General features: G+C 61.0%; 22 protein-coding genes and 1 riboswitch. Of the genes, 5 read left to right on the top strand and 17 right to left on the bottom strand.

Features of this window, described 5'->3' with window-relative positions:
* Positions 1–3 precede the first annotated feature (3 nt).
* From ACTZWY_RS04365 to ACTZWY_RS04355, 3 genes are all read right to left on the bottom strand, one after another.
* Positions 4–915 (bottom strand): hypothetical protein, encoded by a 912-nt coding sequence (locus ACTZWY_RS04365; protein ID WP_444789468.1) that lies wholly within the window; start codon positions 913–915, stop codon positions 4–6.
* Positions 916–1162: 247 nt separating this feature from the next.
* A complete protein-coding gene (pheT, locus tag ACTZWY_RS04360) occupies positions 1163–3583 on the bottom strand; it encodes a phenylalanine--tRNA ligase subunit beta (protein WP_444789467.1) in 2421 nt (806 codons plus the stop codon).
* Between the two features lie 155 nt (positions 3584–3738).
* Positions 3739–4521, bottom strand: a complete 783-nt coding sequence (locus ACTZWY_RS04355; RefSeq protein ID WP_444789466.1) for a DUF1013 domain-containing protein — start codon at positions 4519–4521, stop codon at positions 3739–3741.
* 145 nt (positions 4522–4666) lie between these two features.
* Between ACTZWY_RS04355 and ACTZWY_RS04350 the strand changes: the two genes are divergently transcribed.
* The gene (locus ACTZWY_RS04350; protein WP_444789465.1) at positions 4667–5317 is read left to right on the top strand and encodes a ribonuclease T2 family protein; all 651 of its coding nucleotides are present in this window, start codon (positions 4667–4669) and stop codon (positions 5315–5317) included.
* A gap of 96 nt (positions 5318–5413) precedes the next feature.
* Here ACTZWY_RS04350 and ACTZWY_RS04345 read toward each other — a convergent pair whose 3' ends face one another.
* Entirely contained in the window at positions 5414–7549 is a 2136-nt protein-coding gene (locus ACTZWY_RS04345; RefSeq protein WP_444789464.1) for an ATP-binding protein, read from the bottom strand.
* Between the two features lie 280 nt (positions 7550–7829).
* Between ACTZWY_RS04345 and carB the strand changes: the two genes are divergently transcribed.
* The 4 genes from carB to ACTZWY_RS04325 all read left to right on the top strand — a co-directional run bounded on the left by carB (position 7830) and on the right by ACTZWY_RS04325 (position 14356).
* Positions 7830–11162 (top strand): carbamoyl-phosphate synthase large subunit, encoded by a 3333-nt coding sequence (gene carB, locus ACTZWY_RS04340; protein WP_444789463.1) that lies wholly within the window; start codon positions 7830–7832, stop codon positions 11160–11162.
* 404 nt (positions 11163–11566) lie between these two features.
* Positions 11567–12424, top strand: coding sequence for a WecB/TagA/CpsF family glycosyltransferase (locus tag ACTZWY_RS04335; protein WP_444789462.1), 858 nt, complete (start codon positions 11567–11569; stop codon positions 12422–12424).
* Positions 12425–12527: 103 nt separating this feature from the next.
* Positions 12528–13526 (top strand): hypothetical protein, encoded by a 999-nt coding sequence (locus ACTZWY_RS04330; protein ID WP_444789461.1) that lies wholly within the window; start codon positions 12528–12530, stop codon positions 13524–13526.
* On the top strand, positions 13523–14356 hold the full coding sequence (locus ACTZWY_RS04325; protein ID WP_444789460.1) for a glycosyltransferase family 2 protein: 834 nt from the start codon (positions 13523–13525) through the stop codon (positions 14354–14356). Before ACTZWY_RS04330 ends, ACTZWY_RS04325 begins: the two co-directional genes overlap by 4 nt.
* A gap of 266 nt (positions 14357–14622) precedes the next feature.
* Here ACTZWY_RS04325 and ACTZWY_RS04320 read toward each other — a convergent pair whose 3' ends face one another.
* The 13 genes from ACTZWY_RS04320 to ACTZWY_RS04260 form a co-directional block, all read right to left on the bottom strand.
* Positions 14623–15381, bottom strand: coding sequence for an ABC transporter permease (locus ACTZWY_RS04320; protein ID WP_444789459.1), 759 nt, complete (start codon positions 15379–15381; stop codon positions 14623–14625).
* Positions 15378–16106, bottom strand: coding sequence for an ABC transporter ATP-binding protein (locus tag ACTZWY_RS04315; RefSeq protein WP_444789458.1), 729 nt, complete (start codon positions 16104–16106; stop codon positions 15378–15380). The genes ACTZWY_RS04320 and ACTZWY_RS04315 overlap by 4 nt, the downstream gene beginning before the upstream one ends.
* Positions 16103–16777, bottom strand: a complete 675-nt coding sequence (locus ACTZWY_RS04310; RefSeq protein ID WP_444789457.1) for a TenA family protein — start codon at positions 16775–16777, stop codon at positions 16103–16105. The genes ACTZWY_RS04315 and ACTZWY_RS04310 overlap by 4 nt, the downstream gene beginning before the upstream one ends.
* Positions 16774–17724 (bottom strand): ABC transporter substrate-binding protein, encoded by a 951-nt coding sequence (locus ACTZWY_RS04305; protein ID WP_444789456.1) that lies wholly within the window; start codon positions 17722–17724, stop codon positions 16774–16776. The genes ACTZWY_RS04310 and ACTZWY_RS04305 overlap by 4 nt, the downstream gene beginning before the upstream one ends.
* 19 nt (positions 17725–17743) lie before the next feature.
* Positions 17744–18697: a ThiF family adenylyltransferase gene (locus ACTZWY_RS04300; RefSeq protein WP_444789455.1), complete on the bottom strand. Its 954-nt coding sequence runs from the start codon at positions 18695–18697 to the stop codon at positions 17744–17746.
* Positions 18694–19290 carry a thiamine phosphate synthase gene (locus ACTZWY_RS04295; protein ID WP_444789454.1) on the bottom strand — a complete coding sequence of 199 codons (597 nt, stop codon included), beginning with the start codon at positions 19288–19290 and terminating at the stop codon, positions 18694–18696. The genes ACTZWY_RS04300 and ACTZWY_RS04295 overlap by 4 nt, the downstream gene beginning before the upstream one ends.
* The gene (locus tag ACTZWY_RS04290) at positions 19287–20048 is read right to left on the bottom strand and encodes a thiazole synthase (protein WP_444789453.1); all 762 of its coding nucleotides are present in this window, start codon (positions 20046–20048) and stop codon (positions 19287–19289) included. The genes ACTZWY_RS04295 and ACTZWY_RS04290 overlap by 4 nt, the downstream gene beginning before the upstream one ends.
* Positions 20049–20085: 37 nt before the next feature.
* Positions 20086–20283: a sulfur carrier protein ThiS gene (thiS, locus tag ACTZWY_RS04285; protein WP_444789452.1), complete on the bottom strand. Its 198-nt coding sequence runs from the start codon at positions 20281–20283 to the stop codon at positions 20086–20088.
* Positions 20273–21241, bottom strand: coding sequence for an FAD-dependent oxidoreductase (locus ACTZWY_RS04280; protein ID WP_444789451.1), 969 nt, complete (start codon positions 21239–21241; stop codon positions 20273–20275). Before ACTZWY_RS04280 ends, thiS begins: the two co-directional genes overlap by 11 nt.
* Positions 21234–22037, bottom strand: coding sequence for a bifunctional hydroxymethylpyrimidine kinase/phosphomethylpyrimidine kinase (thiD, locus tag ACTZWY_RS04275; protein ID WP_444789450.1), 804 nt, complete (start codon positions 22035–22037; stop codon positions 21234–21236). Before thiD ends, ACTZWY_RS04280 begins: the two co-directional genes overlap by 8 nt.
* 59 nt (positions 22038–22096) lie before the next feature.
* Positions 22097–22200, bottom strand: a riboswitch (TPP riboswitch).
* A 113-nt stretch (positions 22201–22313) separates the two neighbouring features.
* Complete coding sequence (locus ACTZWY_RS04270; RefSeq protein WP_444789449.1) at positions 22314–23048, bottom strand: GntR family transcriptional regulator; 735 nt, start codon at positions 23046–23048, stop codon at positions 22314–22316.
* Positions 23045–23920: an N-acetylmuramic acid 6-phosphate etherase gene (locus ACTZWY_RS04265; protein ID WP_444789448.1), complete on the bottom strand. Its 876-nt coding sequence runs from the start codon at positions 23918–23920 to the stop codon at positions 23045–23047. The genes ACTZWY_RS04270 and ACTZWY_RS04265 overlap by 4 nt, the downstream gene beginning before the upstream one ends.
* 34 nt (positions 23921–23954) lie before the next feature.
* The gene (locus tag ACTZWY_RS04260; protein ID WP_444789447.1) at positions 23955–24956 is read right to left on the bottom strand and encodes an ABC transporter ATP-binding protein; all 1002 of its coding nucleotides are present in this window, start codon (positions 24954–24956) and stop codon (positions 23955–23957) included.
* Between the last annotated feature and the right edge of the window lie 17 nt (positions 24957–24973).

Genomic DNA, 24973 nt, shown 5'->3' with positions numbered 1-24973 from the left:
CAGTTACCAAGACACGAGTTCTGCACATCCAAAACCGTCGTACCCATAGTTATTTCCATTGTAGAACATATACGTCCCTGAATTGGTGGTCACGACTGCCGGATACGCCATCATTTCTGAATCCCAGCCCTCCTCAGACAGGTCTAACCCCTTCATATCCCCATGGCGCGTCCACGTGTAGCCGTCCTTGGAAACGGCATACGTCAAGCGGTAAGGCTCTTGTTCTTTCCCTTTTCCAAAGAACATCACGTAGCGGCCATCTTGTTTAACAACATATGGTCGGCCGACTCGGTGCTCACCTGCAAGATTGTCCACAGCCAAACTACCGGAGGCGGGAAAGCGCACCCCATCATCGGATTCCATATATCTAATATTATAAACAGGTAGTGTCTTGTGTTGGCCTTGGACGAATTCTTTTCCTGCGCCATACCATGCACGCCAGTTGCCGTTCTCCCTGAAAATTGTATGTATTACGCGAAACAAAGGCTCTTGAGGGGTGCGGTCAAGGATAGGTGTTTCGGAGTGACGAACAAATGTCTCTCCACCATCAGTACTGATTGCAAGTCCAGCAAAAACTTGAAAACGGACTTTTTCACCGCGAAGATAGCCAGCATAATAAAGGCGGATCACGCCATCTGTGCGGACTACAGCACACGGAACTACACCATGCTGGTCGAACATACCGAACCTACCAAGGTCAAGCACCGGCTTTTTCGATACCTCTATGACCTTAATTGTGTTCCCAAAGCATACGTCAACATAACCAATGCGGCTCATACCACTTTCATCTCTGAACCCGCAAAAAACCCGAACTTTATCATCAAAAACAAGAGGGGTCGGCTGCAATGCCGAGTGTTTAGCCCAAGTCGAACGGCCGTCAGGAGAGTAAACTAAGCCGCGTTTCTTCCATTCCATCCAAATTTCCCTTTTTAGCAAGCACTTCTCAAACTTCAGATCTCTTTGTGGTGGAAGTAAGAAAATCACGGTTTTAGAAAGAGATCAACGCGTGTACCGGCGCTAAGAAGAAAGCTTTCGGAAATCTTTCGAAAAGGGTTGCTATCACAACCTTTACCCAGCTGTGGCCAAAGGTTGTGAAACTTGCTTGACGCGCCACCGCATCACGGTTGCATGCTGGCCGCGCAGGGCGCGGCCAGTTCGTGGTTCAGGCGCGCAATGTGCCGCCCGTGGCTTTTTGCACCTTCTCGACAATCCTGCGGCTGACCTGTTCAATCTCATCCTCGGTCAGGGTCTTGTCGCTGGGCTGCATGCGCACTGTAATCGCAAGCGATTTCAGGCCCGCGCCCAGTTGCGCATCGGCTTTTGGCCCGGTGAATTCGTCAAATACCTGCACGCCCGCAATCAGCGCCTTGTCGGCCCCAAGTGCTGCATTGACGACATTCAGCGCCTCGACATCGGCGGCCACGACAAACGCGAAATCACGGTCCACTGGCTGCAAGGCACTGATGTTCAGCGCCTGACGCGATGTTTTGCGCGCTTTGGGCAAAGGCGGGTTTTCGACAAACACGCTAAAGCCCACCACCGGCCCCTTGATGTCAAACGCCTTCAGCACGCGGGGGTGCAATTCGCCAAACACCGCCAGCGGCAGTTTCGGCCCAAGCGAGATGACACCGGCACGGCCGGGGTGGAACCAGTCCGGCAATTTGCGGTGAATCTGGAACTTCACCGGTGCCCCGATGGCGGACAGCACGGCTTCGGCATCTGCTTTCGCATCATACAGGTCCACGGCGCGGCGGGTGCCGAAGGGGTCGCGCGGCGCAGTCGCGCCCACCAGAATACCTGCGGCCTGAATATGCTGCTCGCCCGGTTCGCCCCCTGAAAAGGCAGGCCCGACTTCAAACAAGGCCAGATCCTGCGCGCCGCGCGCCTGGTTGCGGCTGGCGGCCTGCAACAGACCGGGCAGCAGATCAGGGCGCATATGCGTCATTTCCGACGAAATCGGGTTTTCAAGGCGCACATCATCGCCCCCGCCGCCAAACAGCGCAGCGGCGGCCCCGTCAATGAAACTGTAGGTCACGCATTCATTATAGCCCAACCCCGCCAGCATGCGCCGCGCGGCGCGTTCGCGGGTTTGCAACGGCGTCAGAATGGGGCGTGGCACGCCCGATTGCATGCGCGGCAAGGGCTTTCCCTGCAGTTTGGTCAGGGACGCGATACGGGCAATTTCCTCGACCAGATCGGCCTCGCCCTGAATATCAGGGCGCCAGCTGGGCACAAACGCCTGATCCCCGTCCAGCCGGAAGCCCAGCGCGGTCAGGGTGGCGCGCTGGACATCTTCGGGAATGTCCATGCCAACCAGCGACCCCACGCGCGCCGCATCAAAGCGGTAGGCGCGGTCGGTGTCAGGCACAGCCCCGTCAAGGGCAATATCGGACGGGGTGCCACCGCACAGGTCCAGCACCATCTTTGTGGCCAGTTCCAGCCCGTCCAGCGTGAAGGCAGGGTCAACCCCGCGTTCAAACCGATACCGTGCATCCGAATTGATTTTCAGCGCGCGGCCCGTTGCCGCAATGGTGATGGGCGTCCAATAGGCCGATTCCAGAAACACATTCACGGTATCATCGGTGCAGCCGGAATGCTCGCCCCCCATGATCCCAGCAATGCTTTCAATGCCCTGATCATCCGATATCAGCATGTGGCCTGCGGCGGGCTTGTAGGTTTTCTCATCCAGCGCCAGAATTTCCTCATCCCCTTTGGCGGGGTGAATGCGCAAGCCGCCCTGCACCTTGTCGGCGTCGAACACATGCAAGGGGCGGTTCAGGTCAAAGGTGAAGAAATTGGTAATATCCACCAGCGCGGAAATGGGGCGCAGGCCAATCGCGCGCAGGCGTTTTTGCAACCACGCAGGCGACGGGCCATTACGCACCCCGCGAATGACACGCCCGGCAAACAGCGGGCAGCCCTGTTCCTTCAACTCGGGGGCGATGGTCACGCTGACGGGGCTGGGAAACTGGCCTGCCACAGGGGTGACCACAAGCGGTTTCAACCGGCCCAGTCCACGCGCGGCCAGATCGCGCGCAATGCCGCGCACACCCAGCGCATCGGGGCGGTTGGGAGTGATGGCAATGTCAATCACCGGGTCATTCAGACCCGCATAATCAATATACCGCTGACCAAGGGGCGCATCATCGGGCAGGTCGATAATTCCATCATGCGCGTCAGACAGCATCAGTTCGCGTTCGGAACACAACATGCCATTGCTGGCCTGCCCCCGGATGACACCGGGTTTCAGGTCCACGCCCGTGCCGGGAACATGGGTGCCAACGGGTGCAAACACACCACGCATGCCCGTGCGGGCATTGGGCGCACCACACACAACCTGCACTTCCTGCGATAGGCCATCAGGCCCGTCCGGCCATGTTTCCACACGGCACAGCCGCAGCCGGTCCGCATCGGGGTGCTGGACCGCTTCGATCACGCGCGCAATGCGAAACGCCCCAAGCGTGGCGGCGGGGTCGGACACATCTTCGACTTCCAGCCCCAGATCTGTCAGCGCATCGGTGATCTGGTCCAGCGTGGCGTCAGTTTCCAGATGGTCGGCCAGCCATGACAACGTGAATTTCATGAGTTTTCCCCAATTTTATGTCCCACGCGGGCAAAGTTGCGCCTTCAGCTTTTACAGCATGTCGTCCAAAAGTGGGAACCGGTTTTGACCTTCTCGAACATGCAAAACCACCACTTTAGAGCATGCCCCACGAATGCGCATGAACGCGGTATGTTCTAACGATCACGCGGGTCGGTGCTGTCTTCATCGTCATCATCATCCGCGTCTTCTGGCAGGTTGAAGAAACTGTCAGCATCGCTGTAATCTGCGGGGCGCACGGTTTCGTCATCGTCATCCGATTTAAGGTCACTCATGCTGAAGTTTTCCAGACCGGCAATGCCAGCAGGCATTTTGGGTTCAGGGTCCATATCAAGCGACTGTTCGGTTGACACCAGTTTGCGCCGCTCGTCATCGGACATGATCCCGCCTTCGGCAGCGCGCTTCGCGGCGGATTTCTGAACTTCCTTGTCCAGTTCGGTCTGACGACACAGCCCAAGTGCGACCGGGTCAATCGGTTGCAGGTTATTGATGTTCCAATGCGTGCGTTCGCGAATGGCCTGAATGGTGCTGTTGGTCGTCCCCACAAGGCGGCGAATCTGCGCGTCGGCCAGTTCGGGATGGAATTTCACCAACCACAGAATGGACGCCGGACGGTCCTGCCGTTTGGACAGCGGGGTGTATCGCGGCCCACGGCGCTTTTCCTCGCCTTCGGCGGCGGGGTTGTATTTCAGCTTCAACTTGTAGCGCGGATCTCTTTCGCCACGGTCAATCTCGATCTGGTCAAGCTGGTTGTTCGCGATGGGGTCAAACCCTTTCACGCCACCGGCCACATCACCATCGGCAATCCCTTGAACTTCCAGTTCATGCAGACCGCAGAAATCTGCTATCTGCCGGAAGCTCAGGGTCGTATTATCCACCAACCACACAGCGGTTGCCTTGGGCATCAGCGGTTTCGACATGACATGCACTCCTGTCATTTGGCGCAACTGTCATGCGCACATAAATTCTTCCCGCCGGAGAATCGGCTGCAGGGCGAACCTGCTTGTCCTCGATTTCGGGGAATAAGCGCGTTATAGCGTTACTTGGCTGTGAGGGAAAGTGAAAATGCGGGCAGTTTTTGGCGTTGTGATCGTGGGGCTGGTGCTGGCCGTCTTTGCTGCATTTCATCGTGCGCCCGCCGCCGAGGACACCGGCGGATATTACATTCTTGCCCTAAGCTGGACACCAAGCTGGTGCGCCCATGAGGGCGACGACCGCAAGGATGACCGATGCGCACGGGGCACGGGCGCAGGATGGCTGGTGCACGGGTTGTGGCCCCAGAACCGGGATGGCACATGGCCGGAATTCTGCGACACGCCCCATCCACCCGCCAGCCGCGCCCAGACTGCACGCATGGTGGACATCATGGGGTCCGCGGGGCTGGCATGGCATCAATGGCGCAAACACGGCACTTGCAGCGGCCTGCGCCCCGAGGCGTATTTCGACGCCACGCGCCGGGCCTTCAGGGCGCTGGACCTGCCCCCCGCGCCCCATATGCAGCAAAACCGGCAGGTGACCCCCGCCGCCCTGATTGCCGCTGTGCAACAGGCCAATCCGTCAGTGCAAGATGACATGGCGTTCATGACCTGCCATTCAGGCAATGTGCAGGAATTGCGCCTTTGCCTTGACCGTGACCTGCGGCCCGGCCAGTGCGACCCGCGCACGCTGCAACGTGCCTGCCGCGCGCGCACGGTAACCATGCCTGCCGTCAGATAGCGCGTTTCGCGCCCTGCGCACCGGTGTTTTCACGGGCAAGACCCGCGATTGCGGCACCCATGCCCCGAACATGCCCAACCAGACCCCGGCAGCGCCTCAGGCCGTGCCGACAAGGCGCGATAACGCGCGCACAAGGTCGTCGCGCTTCAGTGGTTTGGTCAGGCAATCATCAAATCCGGCTGCGCGATAGGCCGCCACCTGATGCGACATTGCATTTGCCGTGAAGGCAAGCGCGGGCGTCCGCGCCAGCCCCCTTAGGCGTTCTTCGGTGCGGATCGCATTCAGCAAGGTCACCCCGTCCATGCCGGGCATGGAGATGTCAAGAACCAGAACGTCAAACTTGCCTTGCCGGAACAATTCCAACGCAGAAAGCCCGTCATCCGCCATGGTGGCCTGTGCCCCCACCTGCCCCAGCATTATGCCAAGGATCATCTGGTTGGTGCGGTTGTCATCAGCGACCAGAATTGACAGTCGCGGCAACGGGGCCTGTTCCGCCCCCCCCGCCCCCAAGGCAGGCCCCGGTGGCGCAACCGGATCATCCATCGTGGAAACCCGCAGCGGCAGGTTCACTGTAATCTTCGTGCCCTGCCCTTCAACACTGGCAAGCTCGATCGTGCCTTCCATCATCTCGACAAGGCGTTTGACGATGGACATGCCCAGACCCGTGCCCCCGAACCGGCGCGAAATCGAACTGTCGGCCTGCGAGAACGGGGCAAAGACGCGCTCCAACTGGGGTTGGGTCATGCCAATGCCGCTATCTTCGACACAGATGCGTATCATCGCGTCATCAAGCGCGGTCAGCCAGACGTTAACGTAGCCTTGTTGGGTGAATTTAACGGAATTACTGATCAGATTGTGCAAAATCTGCGTCAGGCGCTGCGGGTCCCCAAGGCGGCGCGCATTGCCGGGGTCTTCGATCCTGACACTGAAAGACAGGCCTTTTTCTGCGGCGCGCAGGGTGTGCACCTCCTCGGTGCGGCGGGCCAGATCGGACAACAGGAACGGCACGGATTCCAGTTCCAGCGCATCCGCTTCAATTTTGCTCATGTCCAGAAGGTCATTGATGATGCCCATCAGCAATGTGCCGGAATTGCGCAGGACATTTATCATTTGCAGGCTGGTCTGGTCCTTGATCGTATCTGACAGGATGTCTGCAATCCCCAGAATTCCGTTCAGGGGCGTGCGGATTTCATGGCTCATTTTCGCAAGGAAATTCGACTTCGCCACATTCGCGCGGCGCGCTTCATCCAGCGCGGCCTCTCGCGCCTGTTCAGCGGTGACAAGGGCGGTCACATCGGTGACGGCGTATACCACACGCGCGGCCTGCCCTTCTGCAGTCGCAATGGGGGCCGCGTTGAAGGACGCGTAGCGCACCCCGTCCGCACAATTCAGCGCGACGCGATGGTTCTGGACCATGCGCCCGGTTTTCTGGACAATAACGAAGGGTTCGTCTTCTTCCCGGACGGTGGCGCCGTTCAGGTCGGTCATGTCCCATTTCGGGCTGTTATACATCTCGCCCAGCATGAAATCGCGCGACGCGCCAAGGACAGTTTCGGCAGCATCATTCGCATAAATAATGCGCCCTTCGCTGGACAGAACAACAAAACCTGTCGCACTGGTGCTGACAATGCCCTGCAGGAACGCGCGCTCGCGGGCAAGTTCGTCCTGGGCGGCGCGCACCGCAAGGGCCGAATCGCGGCGCAACAACACCGACGTCACCACATCCGCGAAAGATCGCAGCAAATAAATCTCGCTTGAGGAAAAGAAGCCCACATGCGACACACTGTCAAAACCCACCACACCGAACAATTCACCATCCGGGACCATGGGCACCAGCAACATGGACCTTATGCCCTGCGCTTCCAGAAACACGCGCGCATCAGATGTTTCGGGATAGTCGCGCACATCGGAAATATTTGCCGCCTCGCCACGGTCCAGCAAGTCCCGGACCGTCTGGAATTCGTCCATGGATATGCCTTGCAGCGCGTCTTTCATCGGCTCCACGCCCGTGGCGCACCATTCATGCGTGTTGTCGGCAGTGTCGCCATGGCGCACGAAAACATAGGCCCGGTCGCGGCCCGTAAAAGCCCCGATTTTGGCCAGCGCATCGTCAATCGCGTGGTCGATTTCGTCAATATTGGTGCTTAGAAGCCGATTGATCAGGTCGACCACCAGCCCCTGAATATCAGTCAACCGTGCTGCATTGCCATAGAGTTCGATCTCGTCAGCCATTTGATCCTGTTTCGCGCCGAGCCCAGGCCAAATTGCCTGTTCTTCGTTAACAAATTCTTTCATAAAAACACCAACACAATACGATAAGGCTTTTTACATTCACTGCCTAGCATACTTACTTTTTGATTTACATCAAACTGGACAAGCAAGCGACAAGAACATGGGCGAAGGTGCATAAACAGGGGTTGCGCCGCCGCTCGCCTTGGATATAACGCCCGCAATTTACACAGTGCAATGCTGCGCTGTGTTACTTGCTGCGCACGCCATTCAGGGGTCCCACATGCCAAAAAGAACCGATATCCAATCCATCATGATCATCGGTGCGGGGCCTATCGTGATCGGACAGGCCTGCGAATTCGACTATTCCGGCGCACAAGCCTGCAAGGCGCTACGCGAAGAGGGGTATCGGGTTATTCTGGTAAATTCCAACCCCGCCACCATCATGACCGATCCTGGCCTTGCGGATGCGACCTATATTGAACCCATCACCCCTGAAATTGTCGCAAAAATCATCGAAAAGGAACGCCCCGACGCGCTGTTGCCCACCATGGGCGGGCAAACCGGGCTGAACACCTCGCTGGCGCTGGCCGATATGGGCGTTCTGGACAAGTTCGGCGTTGAAATGATTGGCGCGAAACGCGAAGCCATCGAAATGGCCGAAGACCGCAAGCTGTTTCGTGAAGCCATGGACAGGCTGGGCATAGAAAACCCGCGCGCGACCATCATTGCCGCCCCCAAACTGCCCAATGGCAAATACGACATCAATGCAGGGGTGGCCGAAGCGATGGCCGCCATTGAATATGTGGGCCTGCCCGCGATCATCCGCCCTGCCTTCACGCTTGGGGGCACAGGCGGCGGCGTGGCGTATAACCGCGATGATTATGAACGCATCTGCCGCTCGGGGCTGGACGCATCGCCCATGGCGCAAATTCTGGTCGATGAATCGCTGCTGGGCTGGAAAGAATTTGAGATGGAAGTTGTCCGCGACAAGGCGGACAATGCCATCATTGTGTGTTCCATCGAAAACGTGGACCCGATGGGCGTGCATACCGGCGATTCCATCACCGTGGCCCCTGCGCTGACCCTGACCGACAAGGAATACCAGATCATGCGCAACGGCTCGATTGCTGTTTTGCGCGAAATCGGCGTGGAAACCGGCGGGTCCAACGTGCAATGGGCGATCAACCCCGCTGACGGGCGCATGGTGGTGATTGAAATGAACCCGCGCGTGTCGCGGTCGTCGGCGCTGGCGTCCAAGGCCACTGGTTTTCCGATTGCGAAAATCGCGGCCAAACTGGCGGTGGGCTACACGCTGGACGAATTGGACAATGACATCACCAAGGTGACACCGGCCAGTTTTGAGCCAACGATTGATTATGTCGTCACCAAAATACCGCGCTTCGCGTTTGAGAAATTCCCCGGCTCCAAGCCCGAACTGACCACCGCCATGAAGTCGGTGGGCGAGGCTATGGCGATTGGCCGCACTTTCCACGAATCCATGCAAAAGGCGCTGGCCAGCATGGAAACCGGTCTGACAGGATTTGACGAAATTGCCATTCCCGGCGCGCCCGACAAGGCCGCAATCATCAAGGCCATTTCCGCGCAGACGCCCGACCGCATTCGCCTGATTGCCCAAGCCATGCGCGAAGGGTTGTCAGATGATGAAATTCAGGTAGCGACATCGTTTGACCCGTGGTTCCTGGCCCGTATCCGCGAAATCATCGACGCCGAGGCGCAGATTCGTAGTAAGGGCCTGCCAGTCACCGCCGATGGCCTGCGCGAGTTGAAGATGCTGGGCTTCACCGATGCGCGCCTTGCCACACTGACCGGCCGCGACGAGGCACAAGTGCGCCGCGCGCGCCGCAATCTGGGTGTGACAGCTGCGTTCAAACGGATCGACACCTGCGCCGCAGAGTTTGAGGCCCAAACCCCCTATATGTATTCCACCTATGAAACCCCCGTGATGGGCGATGTGGAATGCGAAGCGCGCCCGTCTGACCGCAAGAAAGTGGTCATTCTGGGCGGTGGTCCCAACCGTATCGGGCAAGGGATCGAATTTGATTATTGCTGCTGCCACGCCTGTTTCGCACTGACCGATGTTGGCTATGAAACCATCATGATCAACTGCAACCCCGAAACGGTCTCGACCGATTATGACACATCGGACCGGCTGTATTTTGAACCGCTGACGCTGGAACATGTTCTGGAAATCCTGCGGGTGGAACAGGAAAACGGCACATTGCACGGCGTCATCGTGCAATTCGGCGGGCAAACGCCCCTGAAACTGGCCAATGCCCTGCAAGAAGAAGGCATCCCCATCCTTGGCACCAGCCCCGACGCGATTGATCTGGCCGAGGACCGCGAACGTTTTCAGGCGCTTCTGAACACGCTGGGGCTGAAACAGCCGGTCAACGGCATTGCGTCCAGTCGTGATCAGGCGTTCGAGATTGCGCAGAAGGTAGGCTACCCGCTGGTCATCCGCCCATCCTATGTGCTGGGCGGGCGCGCAATGGAAATCGTGCGCGATGATGCGCATCTGGAACGCTACATCCGGGATGCGGTGCAGGTGTCGGGCAAAAACCCCGTGTTGCTGGACAGCTATCTTATTGGCGCGGTTGAGGTTGACGTGGACGCGCTGTGCGACGGGCAGGCGGTGCATGTCGCGGGCATCATGCAGCATATCGAAGAAGCGGGCGTGCATTCGGGTGACAGTGCCTGTTCACTGCCGCCCTATTCCTTGTCGCAGGACATCATCACCCAATTGCACAAACAGACCGAAGCGCTGGCGCGCGGGCTGAATGTTGTTGGCCTGATGAATGTGCAATTCGCCATCAAGGATGATGTGATTTATGTGCTGGAAGTGAACCCGCGCGCCAGCCGCACAGTGCCCTTTGTTGCCAAATCCACCGACAGCGCGATTGCATCGATTGCCGCACGCCTGATGGCGGGGGAACCGCTGTCAAACTTCCCGCTGCGCGCCCCGCTGGATGGCGATGTGAAACCCACGGAACCGCTGCCCATGGGCGACCCGCTGACATTGGCGGACCCGCAAACCCCGTGGTTTTCCGTGAAGGAAGCCGTGCTGCCCTTCGCGCGTTTTCCGGGTGTCGACACGCTGCTTGGCCCCGAAATGCGTTCCACCGGCGAGGTCATGGGCTGGGCGCGCAATTTTGCCCGCGCGTTCTATAAGGCGCAGTTGGGTGCAGGCGTGACATTGCCTGAAAACGGCGCGGTTTTTGTGTCCATCAAGGATTATGACAAAGGCCCGATGATGCTGGAAACCGCCCGCACGCTTGTTGAACTGGGGTTCAGCATTGTTGCCACGCGCGGCACCGCCAACTGGCTGCAGCAACAGGGCGTGGCCTGTGACATCGTGAACAAGGTGTATGAAGGGCGGCCCAATATTGCAGACCTGCTGAAAAGTGGCGAGATCGTCATGCTGTTGAACACCACCGAAGGCGCACAAGCGGTCGAGGACAGCCGCGAAATCCGGTCTGTAGCGCTTTATAACAAAATCCCGTATTTTACCACAGCCGCCGGAAGCCACGCCGCCGTTCTGGCCATCAAGGCGCGCGAAGAAGACGAAATTGGCGTGCGCGCCTTGCAACACTGACATCTGCAGGCCCTGCGCGTGACACCAGCCTGCGCGCAGGGCTGAAATGCAACATCGCCGCACCCATCCGCAACAATTCAGGTGACTGTGGCAGTGCGCGACCACGCGACCACACCGCGCCACCCTGAATTTCCCACCTGCCTGCATGCATGCTGGTTGCGCCACCGCCTGCCCGCGCTAGCGGCTGCGCTTTCTGCTTCGCCCCCCTGCGACGGCCCGCACAGCACAATGCAGGCATGTTTTTCTGCGACATGTCGCCCAATTCCATGAAAATACCAAATAAAAGAGTTGGTTTAACCCAATTCTGGACACATTCTGAGTGTGAGTCTGTATGGTATTAAATGCGCGTATCAGCAGGCGGAAGTGTAATGGGTAAAGTCAGCGTCGGTATGGATACCTTCAAAATGAGTGACCTGAGTTCGGGCAAGTCTGGACAGCGCCCAATTCGCGCCGCAGACTGGAATGCATCGTTGCGTCATGGTCCGGCGCGTGACGGACAGGACATGACCTTTGATGTGGCAGGCCAAAAGGTCAGTGTCACCTCTGCCTCTCATGCAGACCTTTTCGCCTTGTTTCGGGACATGCTGGCCACGCGGTCCGGGTTTGCAGTTGCGACCTTGAACCTTGACCATCTGGTGAAGCTTTATGAAGATCCGGAATTCCGCACGGCCTATGGCGCGCATGACATAGTCTTGGCAGATGGCAACCCCATTGTGTGGCTGTCACGCCTTGCCGGGCGCCCTGTCGCGCATATGCCAGGGTCTGACCTGATTGAACCTGTCTGCGCGATTGCTGCGGAACTGGGGGTTCCCGTCGCGTTTATCGGATCGACCCAGAACGTGTTGGACAAGGCTGAAATCCGGTTGCAAGCACGTTTGCCGGCCCTGAAAGTTGTTGCAAAAATTGCCCCGCCCATGGGGTTTGACCCAACCAGCCCGCAAGCCAGACTTGTGTTGGAACAGGCCCATGCCGCAGGGGCGCAGCTGTGCCTTCTGGCCTTGGGTGCACCCAAACAGGAATGCTTCGCCATCTTTGGCCGCGACGCGGTGCCGGATATGGGCTTTATCTCCATCGGGGCGGGTCTGGATTTTCTGGCCAAGGCGCAAATGCGCGCGCCCCGCTTTATACGCATGATTGCAATGGAATGGCTGTGGCGCATGCTTGGAAACCCGCGGCGGTTGGCATGGCGCTATGTCAAATGCGCACTGGTCTTGCCACGGCATGCCGTGCAAGCAGCAAGATCGCGCAGGCCGCCGCGCTGACCCCTGCCCCCCGCCCCCACCTTGGCACCTGACTTGCCAAGCCCAGCCCAACCGGACATCATTCACCCTTGCCACAGGTTCACTTCGAAAGCACATATTCGCCATGATCCCGTTTCACAGGCATAGGGCATATCTGGTTCTTGCGTTTATTGCCGCGCTGGGAATTGCTGTATGGCGCACCTTGGGCGAACCGCGCCCGCTTTCGGCGCAAGACCGCGCTGCACTCTATAAATCAGCGCTGCCCCAACCACATGCCAGCCTGACAGTTTATCACCTTGGCCACAGCCTTGTGGGCCATGACATCCCGGCTTTCATCGGGCAACTGGCGGCGCATGCGGGGTTTCCGGACCATCGCCACCACAGCCAGCTTGGCTGGGGAAGCAGCCTGCGCGACCATTGGGATTCCGCGCATCCGGTCAATGGGTTTGACGACATGAACGCCACCCGCGCGTGGCGTGACCCGTTCGAGGCCCTGGACTCGGGCGATTATGACAGTTTCATCATGACCGAGATGGTGGAACTGAATGACGCCATCAAGTGGCACGCGTCCGCGCGGCATGCGGCGCTGTGGGCCGCAAGGGCGCGCCAGCAATCCCCCGAGATTCGGCTGTATATGTATGAATCATGGCCACACCTGACATCTTTGGACGATTGGCTGCACCGGCTGGACACCGACCCTGAAGCCCTATGGGAAGGCACCATTCTGGCGCAGGCCATGGCCTATCCTGAAACCGGGCGCATTCATGTTATTCCGGTGGGGCGGGTTATGGCCGCACTGACCCGCGCGGTCATGGCCGAAGGGGGGGTGGCGGGCATGGCCGACCACACCGACCTGTTCCGTCGCACCCCTGATGGCAGTCTGGACAATATCCATGTGAATGACCTTGGGAATTATCTGGCCGCGCTGACGCATTTTTCGGTCTTGTATCATGCTGATCCGCGCGGCTTACCCCATGCGTTGCAGCGCGCCGATGGCACGCCAGCGCAAGCGCCCCCGCCTGAACTGGCCGCGTTGATGCAAGACATCGTCTGGTCGGTTGTGCGGTCCCTGCCCGAAACGGGGTTGAGGATGGGCGACCCTGACAGGGGGGGCCGGCCTTGACGCCGGTTGTGTCGGTCATCATTCCTGCCAGCAACGAAGGCCAGTATATCGGGGCCTGCCTTCGGGCCGTTCTGGCGTCCAATCCGCTGCCACGCCACACGCTGGAGGTGCTGGTTATCGCCAATGGCTGCACCGATGACACAGTCGCGGTGGCAACGCGGTTTAGCGCAATGGCCGAACCGCGCGGCTGGGGGTTGCGCGTTCTGGACCTGCCCACAGGCAGCAAAATTGCCGCGCTGAACATGGGCGATCAGCACGCCACGGGCGCCATTCGCGTTTATCTGGATGCCGATGTGATTGTCAGCCCCGATCTGCTGGCGGAGCTGACTGTGGCCCTGGCGTCGGACAAGCCGCGCTATGCCACTGGCACACCCCGCATTCCCGCCCCCGCCAGTTGGGTGACAGCGCAATACGCCCGCTTCTGGCAGCGCCTGCCCTTTTTCAATTCCAATGCGGCAGGCTTCGGGCTGTTTGCGGTCAACGCCGCCGGACATGCGCGGTGGGGGCATTTCCCCGACATCATATCAGATGATACATTCGTCAGGTTGCATTTCACACCGCAGGAAAGAACGCAGGTAAGCGCGCCCTATGACTGGCCCATGGCCGAAGGGCTGGCGCGTCTGGTGCGCGTGCGCCGCAGGCAGGATCAGGGCAATGCACAGCTTGCAGCGCTGTTCCCCAAGTTGATGCAGAATGATGACAAGACCCAAGCGGATGGCTGGGCCTTGCTGAAAGCGGACCCTGTGGGGTTTGGCGTTTATGCGACAGTCTCGGGCCTTGTGCGGCTGACCCGCAGGCGTGACAGCGCAGGTTGGGCGCGCGGGCGCTGATGGTGGGTTGGGGCTGCATGGCAGGGCAAATAGTGGCCGGAAGCTGTCCTTCGCACATGAATAAAGCCCGCGCTATCGGCGGGCCGGGGTCTGCCGATCCCACGGTATAGGAATGCAGTTTATCCACGCGGCATATTCCTGACATCAAGCGCTTGGCACACCTTCAGGTCATCGGCAGGCCGCGGGACGGCCCGCCGATGGCGCGGCGGGCTGCGCCCTTGATTCCGCGCCTTGGAGTGTCCCCTTCAGGCCAAGACATCTGCAAACTATCTCTGACCCTGATCCGGTCGCGTTAGTCTTTTTATCACCCCCTCGAACACAAAAAACAGCGTCAGGCCAAGCGCGGCCAGTACCAGAAGGGCCGCAAACATCAGGTCTGTCTGGCCGCGACCATTGGCCATCAGCATCAGATAGCCCAGCCCCCGCGACGACCCGACCCATTCGCCAATGATCACGGCGAACGGCGCATACACCACCGCAAGGCGCAAACCCGACGCCAGCGACGGCAAGGCATGGGGCACCTGTACCCAGATCAGGCGGCGAACAGGTGTTGCGCGCATAAGCTGCGCCATATCCGCCAGCGGCGCGGGCAGGCGCATCAACCCATCAAAAAACGCAGACGTGACGGGAAAATAGATCACCAGCATAACGATCACAATCTTGGACGGGGCACCATAGCCCAGCCACAAGGTAATCACCGGCGCTAGCGCGAATACCGGAACGGCCTGCGCAAATATCAGCATCGGGCGCACCAACAGGCGCGCACCCGGCGACAGCGCAAGGTTCAGCGCCGTTGCAACCCCCAGCGTGATGCCTGCGGCAAGTCCCGTCAGCAGGTTGAAAAGTGTAAAGCGCGCATTCTGTGCCAGCATCGGCGCGTTGGCCCACAAGCTTTCTGCCACCCGCACCGGACCGGGCAAAATGAAGGGCGGCACCCCGCTGGCCCAGACCACGGCTTGCCACAGCGCCAGACCGAACGCCAGCGCCAGAACAGCGCGCAGCCCTGCCCCCAAGGCCGCGCTCATGCGGGTTGCATCCCGTGCAACCGCGCCAGCAGCCGCGCCTGCATCGCCAGTGTTGTCTCATCACGATAACTGCGCGGCGGGCTGGGTGCAGGCAGATCCAGTGTTTCTGCCCCGTCAGGCAACAGCAACCACGCCCGGTCTGCCAGACGCACCGCTTCCAGCGGGTCATGGGTAATCAGCACGACTGTGCGCCCCGTCAACATCCGCGCCGCCAGATCCTGCATGGCCAGCCGTGTTGCGGCGTCCAGCGCCGAAAACGGTTCATCCAGCACCACGACAGGGCAATCCTCGATCAAGGTGCGGGCAAGGGCCACGCGCTGGCGCTGCCCGCCCGACAAGGTGGCCGGGCGGCGGGTCGCCAGCGCGCCCAGCCCCAGCTCATCCAGCAGCGCCCGCGCGCGCGCCGTGTCAGGCACCTGCCCACGCAGCCGCGCGCCAATGGTGACATTGTGCAGCACACTGGCCCATGGCAGAAGCTGACCGTCCTGCGCCATCATCGCCACCCGACCGTTCAGGGGCCGCGCATCACTGGCGCGGCAGTGCCCTTGCAGCTGAAACGGCCCCGCCAGCCCCGCGATCAATCGCCCCAGCGTGGATTTGCCCACGCCTGACGGCCCCAGCAGGCACGACCACTGCCCTGCAGGGAAATCCAGCCCAAGGTTGCGGACCAACGCAACCTGCCCCAGCCACAGATCACCGCTGATATGCAGGGCAGGCGCCTTCATGGCCCTGCAAGCCCCATATCCCAAAAGCCCACTTCCAGCGCCGTGGCCGTTGCGAACCGTTGTGCCAGATGGGCGGCACGGGGCAGGCTGTGCCAGTGCGCGCCAAGGCGGTGGACAAGCGCATCATCAATCAGCGCGCCAATATCACCGCACAGGCCCTGATATTCTGCCCCGGCATAGGTTTCGATCCACTGCGCATATGGCCCGCCACTGCCTGCCAGCCGCACGCCAATCTCGCCATAGCCCAGCACACAGGGCGCAAGCGCGGCCATCAGGTCCAGAAAATCACCCGAATACCCCGCTTCCAGCACATAGCGGGTATAAGCCAGATTGGCGGGCGCTTCGATGGTGGCTTCCAATGCGGCAGCGTCAATTCCTTCGCGCGCGCAGATGTCCAGATGCAGGGGCATTTCATGATGCACAAGCGCATGCACCGTGGCTGATGCGGCACGCATTTCCGACAAGGTGCCCGCCTTGACCGCCGCCAAGGCCCAGGCGCGGGCAAAATGGGTCAGGAACACATAATCCTGTCGCAGGTAATGCAGGAAATTTTCCTGCGGCAATGTGCCCTGACGCACCCCCTCGACAAATGGATGATGCGTATAGGCGCACCATTGCGGCGCGTGATCGCGCCACAGGGCAAAGGCGCGGCCATACTGGGGCGCAGTCATTCCTCGCCCCCTGCGGTGACATCAACGGCCAATTCACTGACGGACAGGCCCCCCGCTGTTGCGCCGCGCTGCGCAAGGAACGCTTCAAACCGGGCGTAGCGGCCTGCATCCAGCGCGGCGGGGCGGGTGGCAAAGCGCGGCCATGTGTCGCCCCATGCGCGGGTGTTCAGTTCGGTCTGCAATTCAGGGGCTGTGGCCGAGAATATGTCCCATGCCTGATCAGGGTTGTTCAGGATGAACCCTGTCGCGCGTTCAGTCGCATCCAGAAAACGCGCAATAAGCTGTGCATCCATCCGGTCGGGATTGGCGACATAGATCAATTCGTCATAGGCGGGTATGCCTTCGGCTTCGGGGTAGAAACAGCGCCCTTCGGTCCCTTCGATCTGAAGCTGGTTCAATTCGAAATTGCGGAATGCACCAATGACGCCATCCACCTGCCCCGACATCAGCGCAGGCGAGATGGACCAGCCGATATTGATCTGTTCCACATCACCCGGTTCCATGCCGTTATGGGCCAGCATCGCGTCCAGCATCACTTCCTGCACGCCCGCCACGGCGAACCCCACCTTGCCGCCGCGCAGGTCTGACATGTCCTGCACCGGACCGTCGGCCAGCACCACAAGGCAGGTCAGCGGTGTGGAAATCAACGTGCCCACGCGGCGCAAGGGCAGGTCGTTATGCCGACTAAGGTGCAATTGCGGCTGGTAGGACACAGCCAGATCCACACGGCCCGCCGCCACCATGCGCGGCGGGTCGTTGGGGTCGGATGGGGTGACAGTCTCCACCTCCAGCCCGGCATCGGCGAAATAGCCCAGTTCCTGCGCAAGGATAATGGGCGCGTGGTCGGGGTTCACGAACCAGTCCAGCATCACGCTAAGACGGTCTTGGGCCGCAGCGGGCAGGGCGGTGGTGGCAACAAGGGCCAGCGCGGCAAACGGGTATTTCATGGAATATCCTTTCATGATGTCATTCTGTCAGCGCCAGAAGCGCGATTTGCCCCGGCCAGTGGGCCTGCAGCACCTGCCCCGCATTATGGGCACGCAACCCCGTGGCACAGGCCAGCACCACGCGGCGGCCCGCAGGCGGGGCAAGGGTGGTAATATTCTCGGGCAGGATATGGCGCGCAGCGGGGCTGAAGGGGGGCGCTTCCGCGCGCAGGTCAATCAGCACATCCTCCGCGCGCGTCTGGCTGCGGGCAATGAAGGGCAAAGGCGCGTCGGGTTCAGGCGCGCGGTCAAACCGGAAGCCCCCCATACGCCAGCGCGCCGCATCAAGGCTTATCAGCTGGCCCAAGGGGCTGGGCGTCAGGCCCAATAGCACAGACAGCGCCATTTGCGCCTGAATAGCGCCAATCGCGCCCACAACCGGCCCCATGACCCCCGCTGTGGCGCAGGTTGCCCCGCGCTGTGGCAGATCGGGGAAAATGGCGCGCAGACTGGGCGCGTCACCGCAACACCCCGCCACATAGCCCGACTGCGCAAGCGCGCTGGCCGTGATCAGCGGTGTGCCCGTGTCGCGGCAGATGTCGGACAATGTCAGGCTGGCGGCGAATGTATCGGCGCAATCCAGCACCAGATCGGCCGCCGCCACCCAGTCGGGCGCGTTCGCGGGGTCCAGCCATGCGACATGCGCACTTATCACCACATCGGGGTTCAGCGCCGATATGGCCCCGGCGGCGGCCTGCGCTTTGGGTTGGCCCAGCTGCTCCATGCGATACAGGGGCTGGCGGTGCAGATTGCCAATTTCCACATGGTCACCATCCACCAAGGTGATATGCTCAACGCCCGCCCCCGCAAGGTATTGCAGCACCGGAACGCCCAACCCCCCTGCCCCCACGATCAGCACATGCGCCCGCGCCAGCCGCGCCTGCCCATCCGCGCCAATTTCAGGCAAGATCATCTGGCGGGCATAGCGGGTCATGCGCAGACCGCCAGCCAGTCACGCATGCGCCCTTCGGGGTTGGGGTTCAGGGTAATGTCGGTGACAGCCGCGACAATATCAGCCCCTGCGGCAAACGCCCCTTGCGCGCGGTCAACGGACATGCCCCCAATCGCACATAGCGGTATGTCGCCCACAAGCCGCTTCCATTCGGTGACGCGCTCCAGCCCTTGCTGGTGCCATTTCATCTGCTTCAGGATCGTCGGATAGACCGGCCCAAGCGCAATATAATCGGGCGCAAGCGCCAAGGCGCGGTCAAGTTCGGCATGGTCATGGGTGGAAATGCCCACACGCAGCCCCGCGCGCCTTATGGCGGCCATATCGGCACTGTCCAGATCTTCCTGCCCCAGATGCAACCAATCCGCGCCTTCCTCAATCGCCAGTTGCCAGTAATCATTCACAACCAACGCGGCATCATGCTGGCGCGCCAGTGCCAGCCCGGCGCGAATGTCCAGACGCAGCGCATCGGGGTCGCGGTCCTTGATGCGCAGCTGCACCAGCTTCACCCCCAGCGGCAGGGCGCGGGCCAGCCAGTCCACAGACTCAAACACAGGATAAAAACGTGGTAGGGTCATAACCAAGCCTTTCCAATCAGCGGGGTTGACGGCGCGGCCATGTCGCGCGGTTCCATCGGGTCAGCGGTGCGGGCCAAGGCACCCGCGCTGGCCGCCATGCCAAAGGCGCGCGCCATCGCCACAGGGTCCCCCGCTTGCGCCACGGCAGTGTTCAGCAAGACCGCGTCAAACCCCAACTCCATGGCCGCCGCTGCATGGCTGGGCAGGCCAAGGCCCGCGTCAATAACCATGGGAATGTCGGGAAACGCCGCGCGCAGGGTTTTCAGCCCGTAACGGTTGTTCAACCCCAGACCGGACCCGATGGGCGCACCCCAAGGCATCAGCACCTTGCAGCCCGCATCAACCAGACGCTGCGCCAGAACCTGATCTTCGGTCATGTAGGGAAACACCTCGAACCCGTCAGCGGCCAGCGTTTCGGCCGCATTCAGCAATCCGAACGGGTCAGGTTGCAACGTGTCGGCATTGCCGATGACTTCCAGCTTGATCCAGTTGGTTTCAAACACTTCCCGCGCCATTTGGGCCGTGGTGACGGCTTCGCGCGCGCTGTGGCAGCCTGCGGTATTGGGCAGCACATGCACACCCAGCCCGCGGATAATGTCCCAAAACGCCTGACCCTGCCCGCTTTCGCGGCGCAGCGACACAGTGGCCACAGATGCGCCGGACGCGCGAAACGCGGCTTCCAAAATGGCAGGGGACGGGTATTGCGCCGTGCCCAGCATCAAGGGGCTGTCCAGCTTCACGCCGTAGAAATCATGCATCATCGCAATCCTTTATGCAGTTCGTCTGCGCCATGCCCTAGCCGCCTTGCATGGGGGCCAGCACTTCCAGCCGGTCCCCGTTGGTCAGGTTTGTTGTGGCGCGGGCGGCTTTGGGCAGGAATTCCCCATTCAGCGCCGTGGCCACGCGCGCGTCCGCCCAGCCCAGTTCTGCCAATGCATCATCGACAGTTGCGGCTGAAATCTGGTGCATCTCGCCATTCACTTCAATCTTCATGGAACAAATCCCCCTTGATGCCATGGGTCAGGAAATCCGCAGCCTGCTGTGCCAGTGCAGGCGCCATCAGATAGCCGTGCCGGAACAACCCGTTCAGGTGCAAAACCCGCCCCTGTCGGACCACGCGCGGCACATTATCAGCAAAGGCCGGGCGCAAATCCGCACCGGTTTCCAGCACCTCGGCCTCGGCAAAGCGCGGGTCCAGCGCATAGGCCGCCGACAGTAATTCCAGCGTGGACCGCGCCGAAATTCCGCGCCGGTCCGCGCTTTCGATCTGGGTTGCGCCCAGCATATAGACGCCATTCGCACGCGGCACGATGTATAGCGGGTGGCGCGGATGCAGCAGGCGCACAGGGCGTGTCAGCGCAATATCGGGCGCGCGCAACACCACCATTTCGCCGCGCACCCCGCGCAGCCCCGGCACAGGGCTGGCCATGCCGCGCGCATCAATCACCGGGCCGGGTATGTCATCGGGCGTGGCCGTGGCATGTTCAATATGCACCCCGCGCGCGCGCAATGCCGCCACCAGATCAGCAAGGGCCGCGCGCGGGTCCAGATGGGCCTCAGCGCCAAAGAACAGCGCCTGTGTGGGGCCGGTCAAATCAGGTTCCAGCGTGGCCAGCCCGTCCCTGACCCATTCATGCCCGCTGGTGCGGCGGGCAAAACGTGCCAGTTCGCCCTTGTCGCGGTCCAGCGCAACAACAAGCGACCCGCGATAGGTTACGTTTGTCACCTTCGCCCAGTGGGCGGCAGCAGTCGCGCCATGCGCGACAACAGGCGCTTCGGCCACCGCGCCTTCGCAAAACGGGGCCAGCATGCCCCCTGCCCACCACGAACACCCATGTGGGCCGGGCGCACCGTTGCGGTCGATCACACGCACGCCCACACCGGCCTTGCACAATGCCCAAGCGGCCCAAAGTCCGGCAACACCAGCCCCGATAATGGTGACATCAGTCATTTCGCCAAACCCCGTGAAAATGATGCACCGGCCCATGGCCCGACCCCACGCCCAGCGCATCCGCATGCGCAATCGCGCCTTGCAAATAGGCATGCGCGCGCGCCACGGCCGCGCCCAGCGCCATGCCCTGCGCCAGCCCCGCCGCAATTGCGGCCGACAGGGTGCAGCCGGTGCCATGGGTGTTTTTCGTGGCGCGGCGCGGCGCGGTCAGGCGGGTAACCCCACTGGCCTCAACCAGCAGATCCACGCAATCGGCACCCTGCCCATGCCCGCCCTTCATCAACACAGCCCGTGCGCCCATGTCGCGCAGGGCCTGCGCCTGTTCCAGCATCTGCGCTTCGGACTGCGCGGGGGCGATGCCCAGCAAATCCGCAGCTTCCGGCAGGTTCGGGGTCAGCACATGGGCAAGCGGCACGATGTCGCGGCGCAAGGCCACCAGTGCATCCGCTGGCAGCAACCTGTCACCGGATTTCGCAACCATCACAGGGTCCAGAACAACCGGCACGGTGCACCCGTGCAACCCTTCGGCCACTGTGGAGATGGCAGTTGCATCGCCCAGCATGCCCAGCTTGACGGCGCGCACGTCCAGATCATCGAACACCGCCTGCATTTGTGCCGCAATCATGCCGGGGCTGGCGGGGTCCACCATGGTGACCGCGCGCGTGTTCTGCGCCGTCAATGCCGTGATGACCGACGCGCCATAGACACCCAGCGCGGAAAATGTCTTCAAATCCGCCTGAATACCGGCACCGCCGCCGGAATCCGAACCTGCTATGGTCAAGGCTATGGGGATCAAGCGCGCCTCCTTTCGTTGTGGATACCAACGTCAGGGGACGGAATGCGGGCCTGTCATAGCCCTTTTTGCGCACCGTTCCCTACGCCGGTATAATCCGGATCAGGTTCGATGGGTTGGCGCTGCGCCTCTCAGCCCTGCAAGCAAGGCACCCCAACGGTTATGAGTGACAGAGCTAATTCAAAACTTCGCAGCCGACAAGCCCCCAACACGAAACATGGCACTTTGCGAAGGGCAGGTCACAGGCAGGCCGTCAGGGCCAGGGTCCATGGGGCAACGTCAGATTTCGCGCAATTCGCTGACGAAATCATAGCGGTCCCCGCGATAGGCAGAGCGCGTCAGTTCGATCATCGTGCCATCTGCCAGATAGCCGCGCCGTTCGATCCGTAACACTGCCGCACCAGTGGGCACGCCCAGGTTATGCGCTTCATCGTCAGATGCAAGCGACGCGGTGACACGTTGAAGCCCGGTGACAGGCTTGTTTCCCACCGCATCAAGGGCGGCATACAGGGAATTGTCCACGCTGTCATGATCGGGCAGGTAAATCTCGGGGACAATGGCATGTTCCAGCGCCAGCGGTTCGCCATTGGCGGTGCGAATGCGCCGGAACCGTTTGACGCGCGCATTCACGGCCAGCCCGAAGGCAATCACTTCATCGGGGGATGCGGTGTCGGTCGATTTTTCCAGCCAGACAGACCCGGCCACCAACCCGCGCCTGCGCAAATCTTCGGAAAACCCGGCCAGCAGCGATGACGGTTGTTCAATGCGCGGCGCAATATAGGTGCCCGACCCGTGTTTGCGTGACAGCACGCCTTCGCGCATCAACAGGTCGATGGCCTTGCGCACTGTGACGCGCGACACGGCCATGCGTTCGGCAATATCACGTTCAGATGGCAGCGCGTCGCCCACTGCAAATTCCCCTTGCTGGACCTTCTCGCGCAGAATTGCGGCCAGCCGGACATAGATTGGCGTATCTTTTGCACGCGATGCAAGCAGTTCGTGGCGCAGCGTCATAGCGCGGCCATGGCATCGCGCAATATGCCACCTGCGCGGTCAAGCGCGGCATCGGCGCTGGCGGGGGTTGCACCCATGGCGACCAGCACCGCCGGTTTTACCCGCCAGCCGCACTTCTCCAGCGCGGTTGTGGCTGTTTGCGCGGGCACATCTGCAATGCGCTGCACCATGGCTTGCGCACGCCCCCGCAGCTTGATGTTCTGGGGCCGCATGTCGACCATAAGCCCGTCATGCACATGCCCCAGCCGCACCATGATTTGCGTGGAAATCATGTTCAGAACCACCTTTTGGGCTGTGCCGGCCTTCATGCGGGTGGACCCTGCGACCACTTCGGCGCCGGTTTCGGTTGTGATGGCGTGTTCCGCCGCGTCCAGCAGGGGGGTTGCACCATTACACGCAATCCCCACTGTCAGCGCGCCTGCTGCACGCGCCGCCACAATCGCGGCCACTGTAAACGGGGTGCGCCCGCTGGCGGCAAGGCCAATGACCACATCATGCGCGCCAATGCCTGCGCGCGCCACCTGTGCGCGGGCATCCGCGGCGTCATCTTCCGCGCCTTCAATGCCCAGTTTCAGCGCCGCTTCACCGCCCGCAATCAGATAATGCGTGCGCGCGTCAGGCCAGTTGAAGGTCGGGCCAAGTTCGGTGCCATCCTGCACGGCAATGCGAATGGACGTGCCCGCGCCCGCATAAACCAGCCGCCCGCCAGCGCGCAGACGCGGCAAGGCCGCTTCGACCAGCGCCGCCAGCGCGGGCAGCGCCGGGCCAATGCTGGCAAGTGCTGCCATCTGGCTTTCCCAGATGGTGCGCAGGGCGGTCAGGCTGTCCCAGCGGTCCAGATCACGGTAGCGGGGGTCGGAAAATTCGGTCATGCGCAAGGGCCTTTATGTCAGTTTTGCGGGTGTATCATATGCTCAGGCGCTGTCCATCCGCGCCGAAATGGAACGCGCGGGCCATGTCGGGGGTGACAAACGCGCGCTCATTCACTTCGGCTGCGTGTTCACCAAACAGGCGCACAGTGATCAACCCGTGCGGGTCAGCGCGCAGGTAAATCAGTGTTTCACCGCCCAGTTGTTCCACATGGCTGATGCGCCCTTCGATCATGCCTGCATCGCGTGACAGGGTCAGGTGTTCGGGGCGAATACCAACGGTCTTGCCCGCCGCACCCAGCGCGGGCGCATCCAGAAAGTTCATTTTGGGCGACCCGATGAAGCCCGCGACAAATTCATTGGCAGGGTTGTTATACAATTCCATGGGGGCGCCCACCTGTTCGATGCGCCCGTCGCGCAAGACCACTATCCGGTCGGCCAGGGTCATGGCCTCGACCTGATCATGGGTGACATAAATCATGGTCGCGCCCAGTTCGCGGTGCAGATTGGCAATTTCAATGCGGGTCTGCACGCGCAGCGCCGCATCCAGATTGGACAACGGTTCGTCAAACAAGAACAGCTTGGGCTTGCGCACAATGGCGCGGCCAATGGCCACGCGCTGGCGCTGCCCGCCCGACAATTCCGCAGGGCGGCGGTTCAGATAGGCGTCCAGATCCAGCATTCGTGCGGCGCGGTCCACAGTTTGCGTGATCTGCGCGCGCGGGTGGCCCGCCTGTTTCAGGCCCAGCCCCATATTGTCGCGCACATTCAGATGCGGATAAAGCGCGTAAGATTGAAACACCATGGCGATTTCACGCTTGGACGGGGGCACTGTGTTGACCACCGCCCCGTCAATGCACACATTCCCCGATGTGATATCTTCCAATCCCGCAATCATGCGCAAAAGCGTGGATTTGCCACAGCCGGACGGGCCGACAAAGACGCAGAATTCCCCGTCATTCACGCTTAGGTCAACATCGCGGATCACATCGACCGTGCCGAAGGACTTGCAGACTTTTTCAAGTGTAAGATTGCCCATCAGGCCCTCCCTATACT

It is taken from the genome of Roseinatronobacter sp. NSM, assembly GCF_052379845.1.
GTDB lineage: Bacteria > Pseudomonadota > Alphaproteobacteria > Rhodobacterales > Rhodobacteraceae > Roseinatronobacter.
The sequence above is the reverse complement of the archived record's forward strand: the minus strand, read 5'-3'. Positions and strand labels throughout refer to the sequence as shown.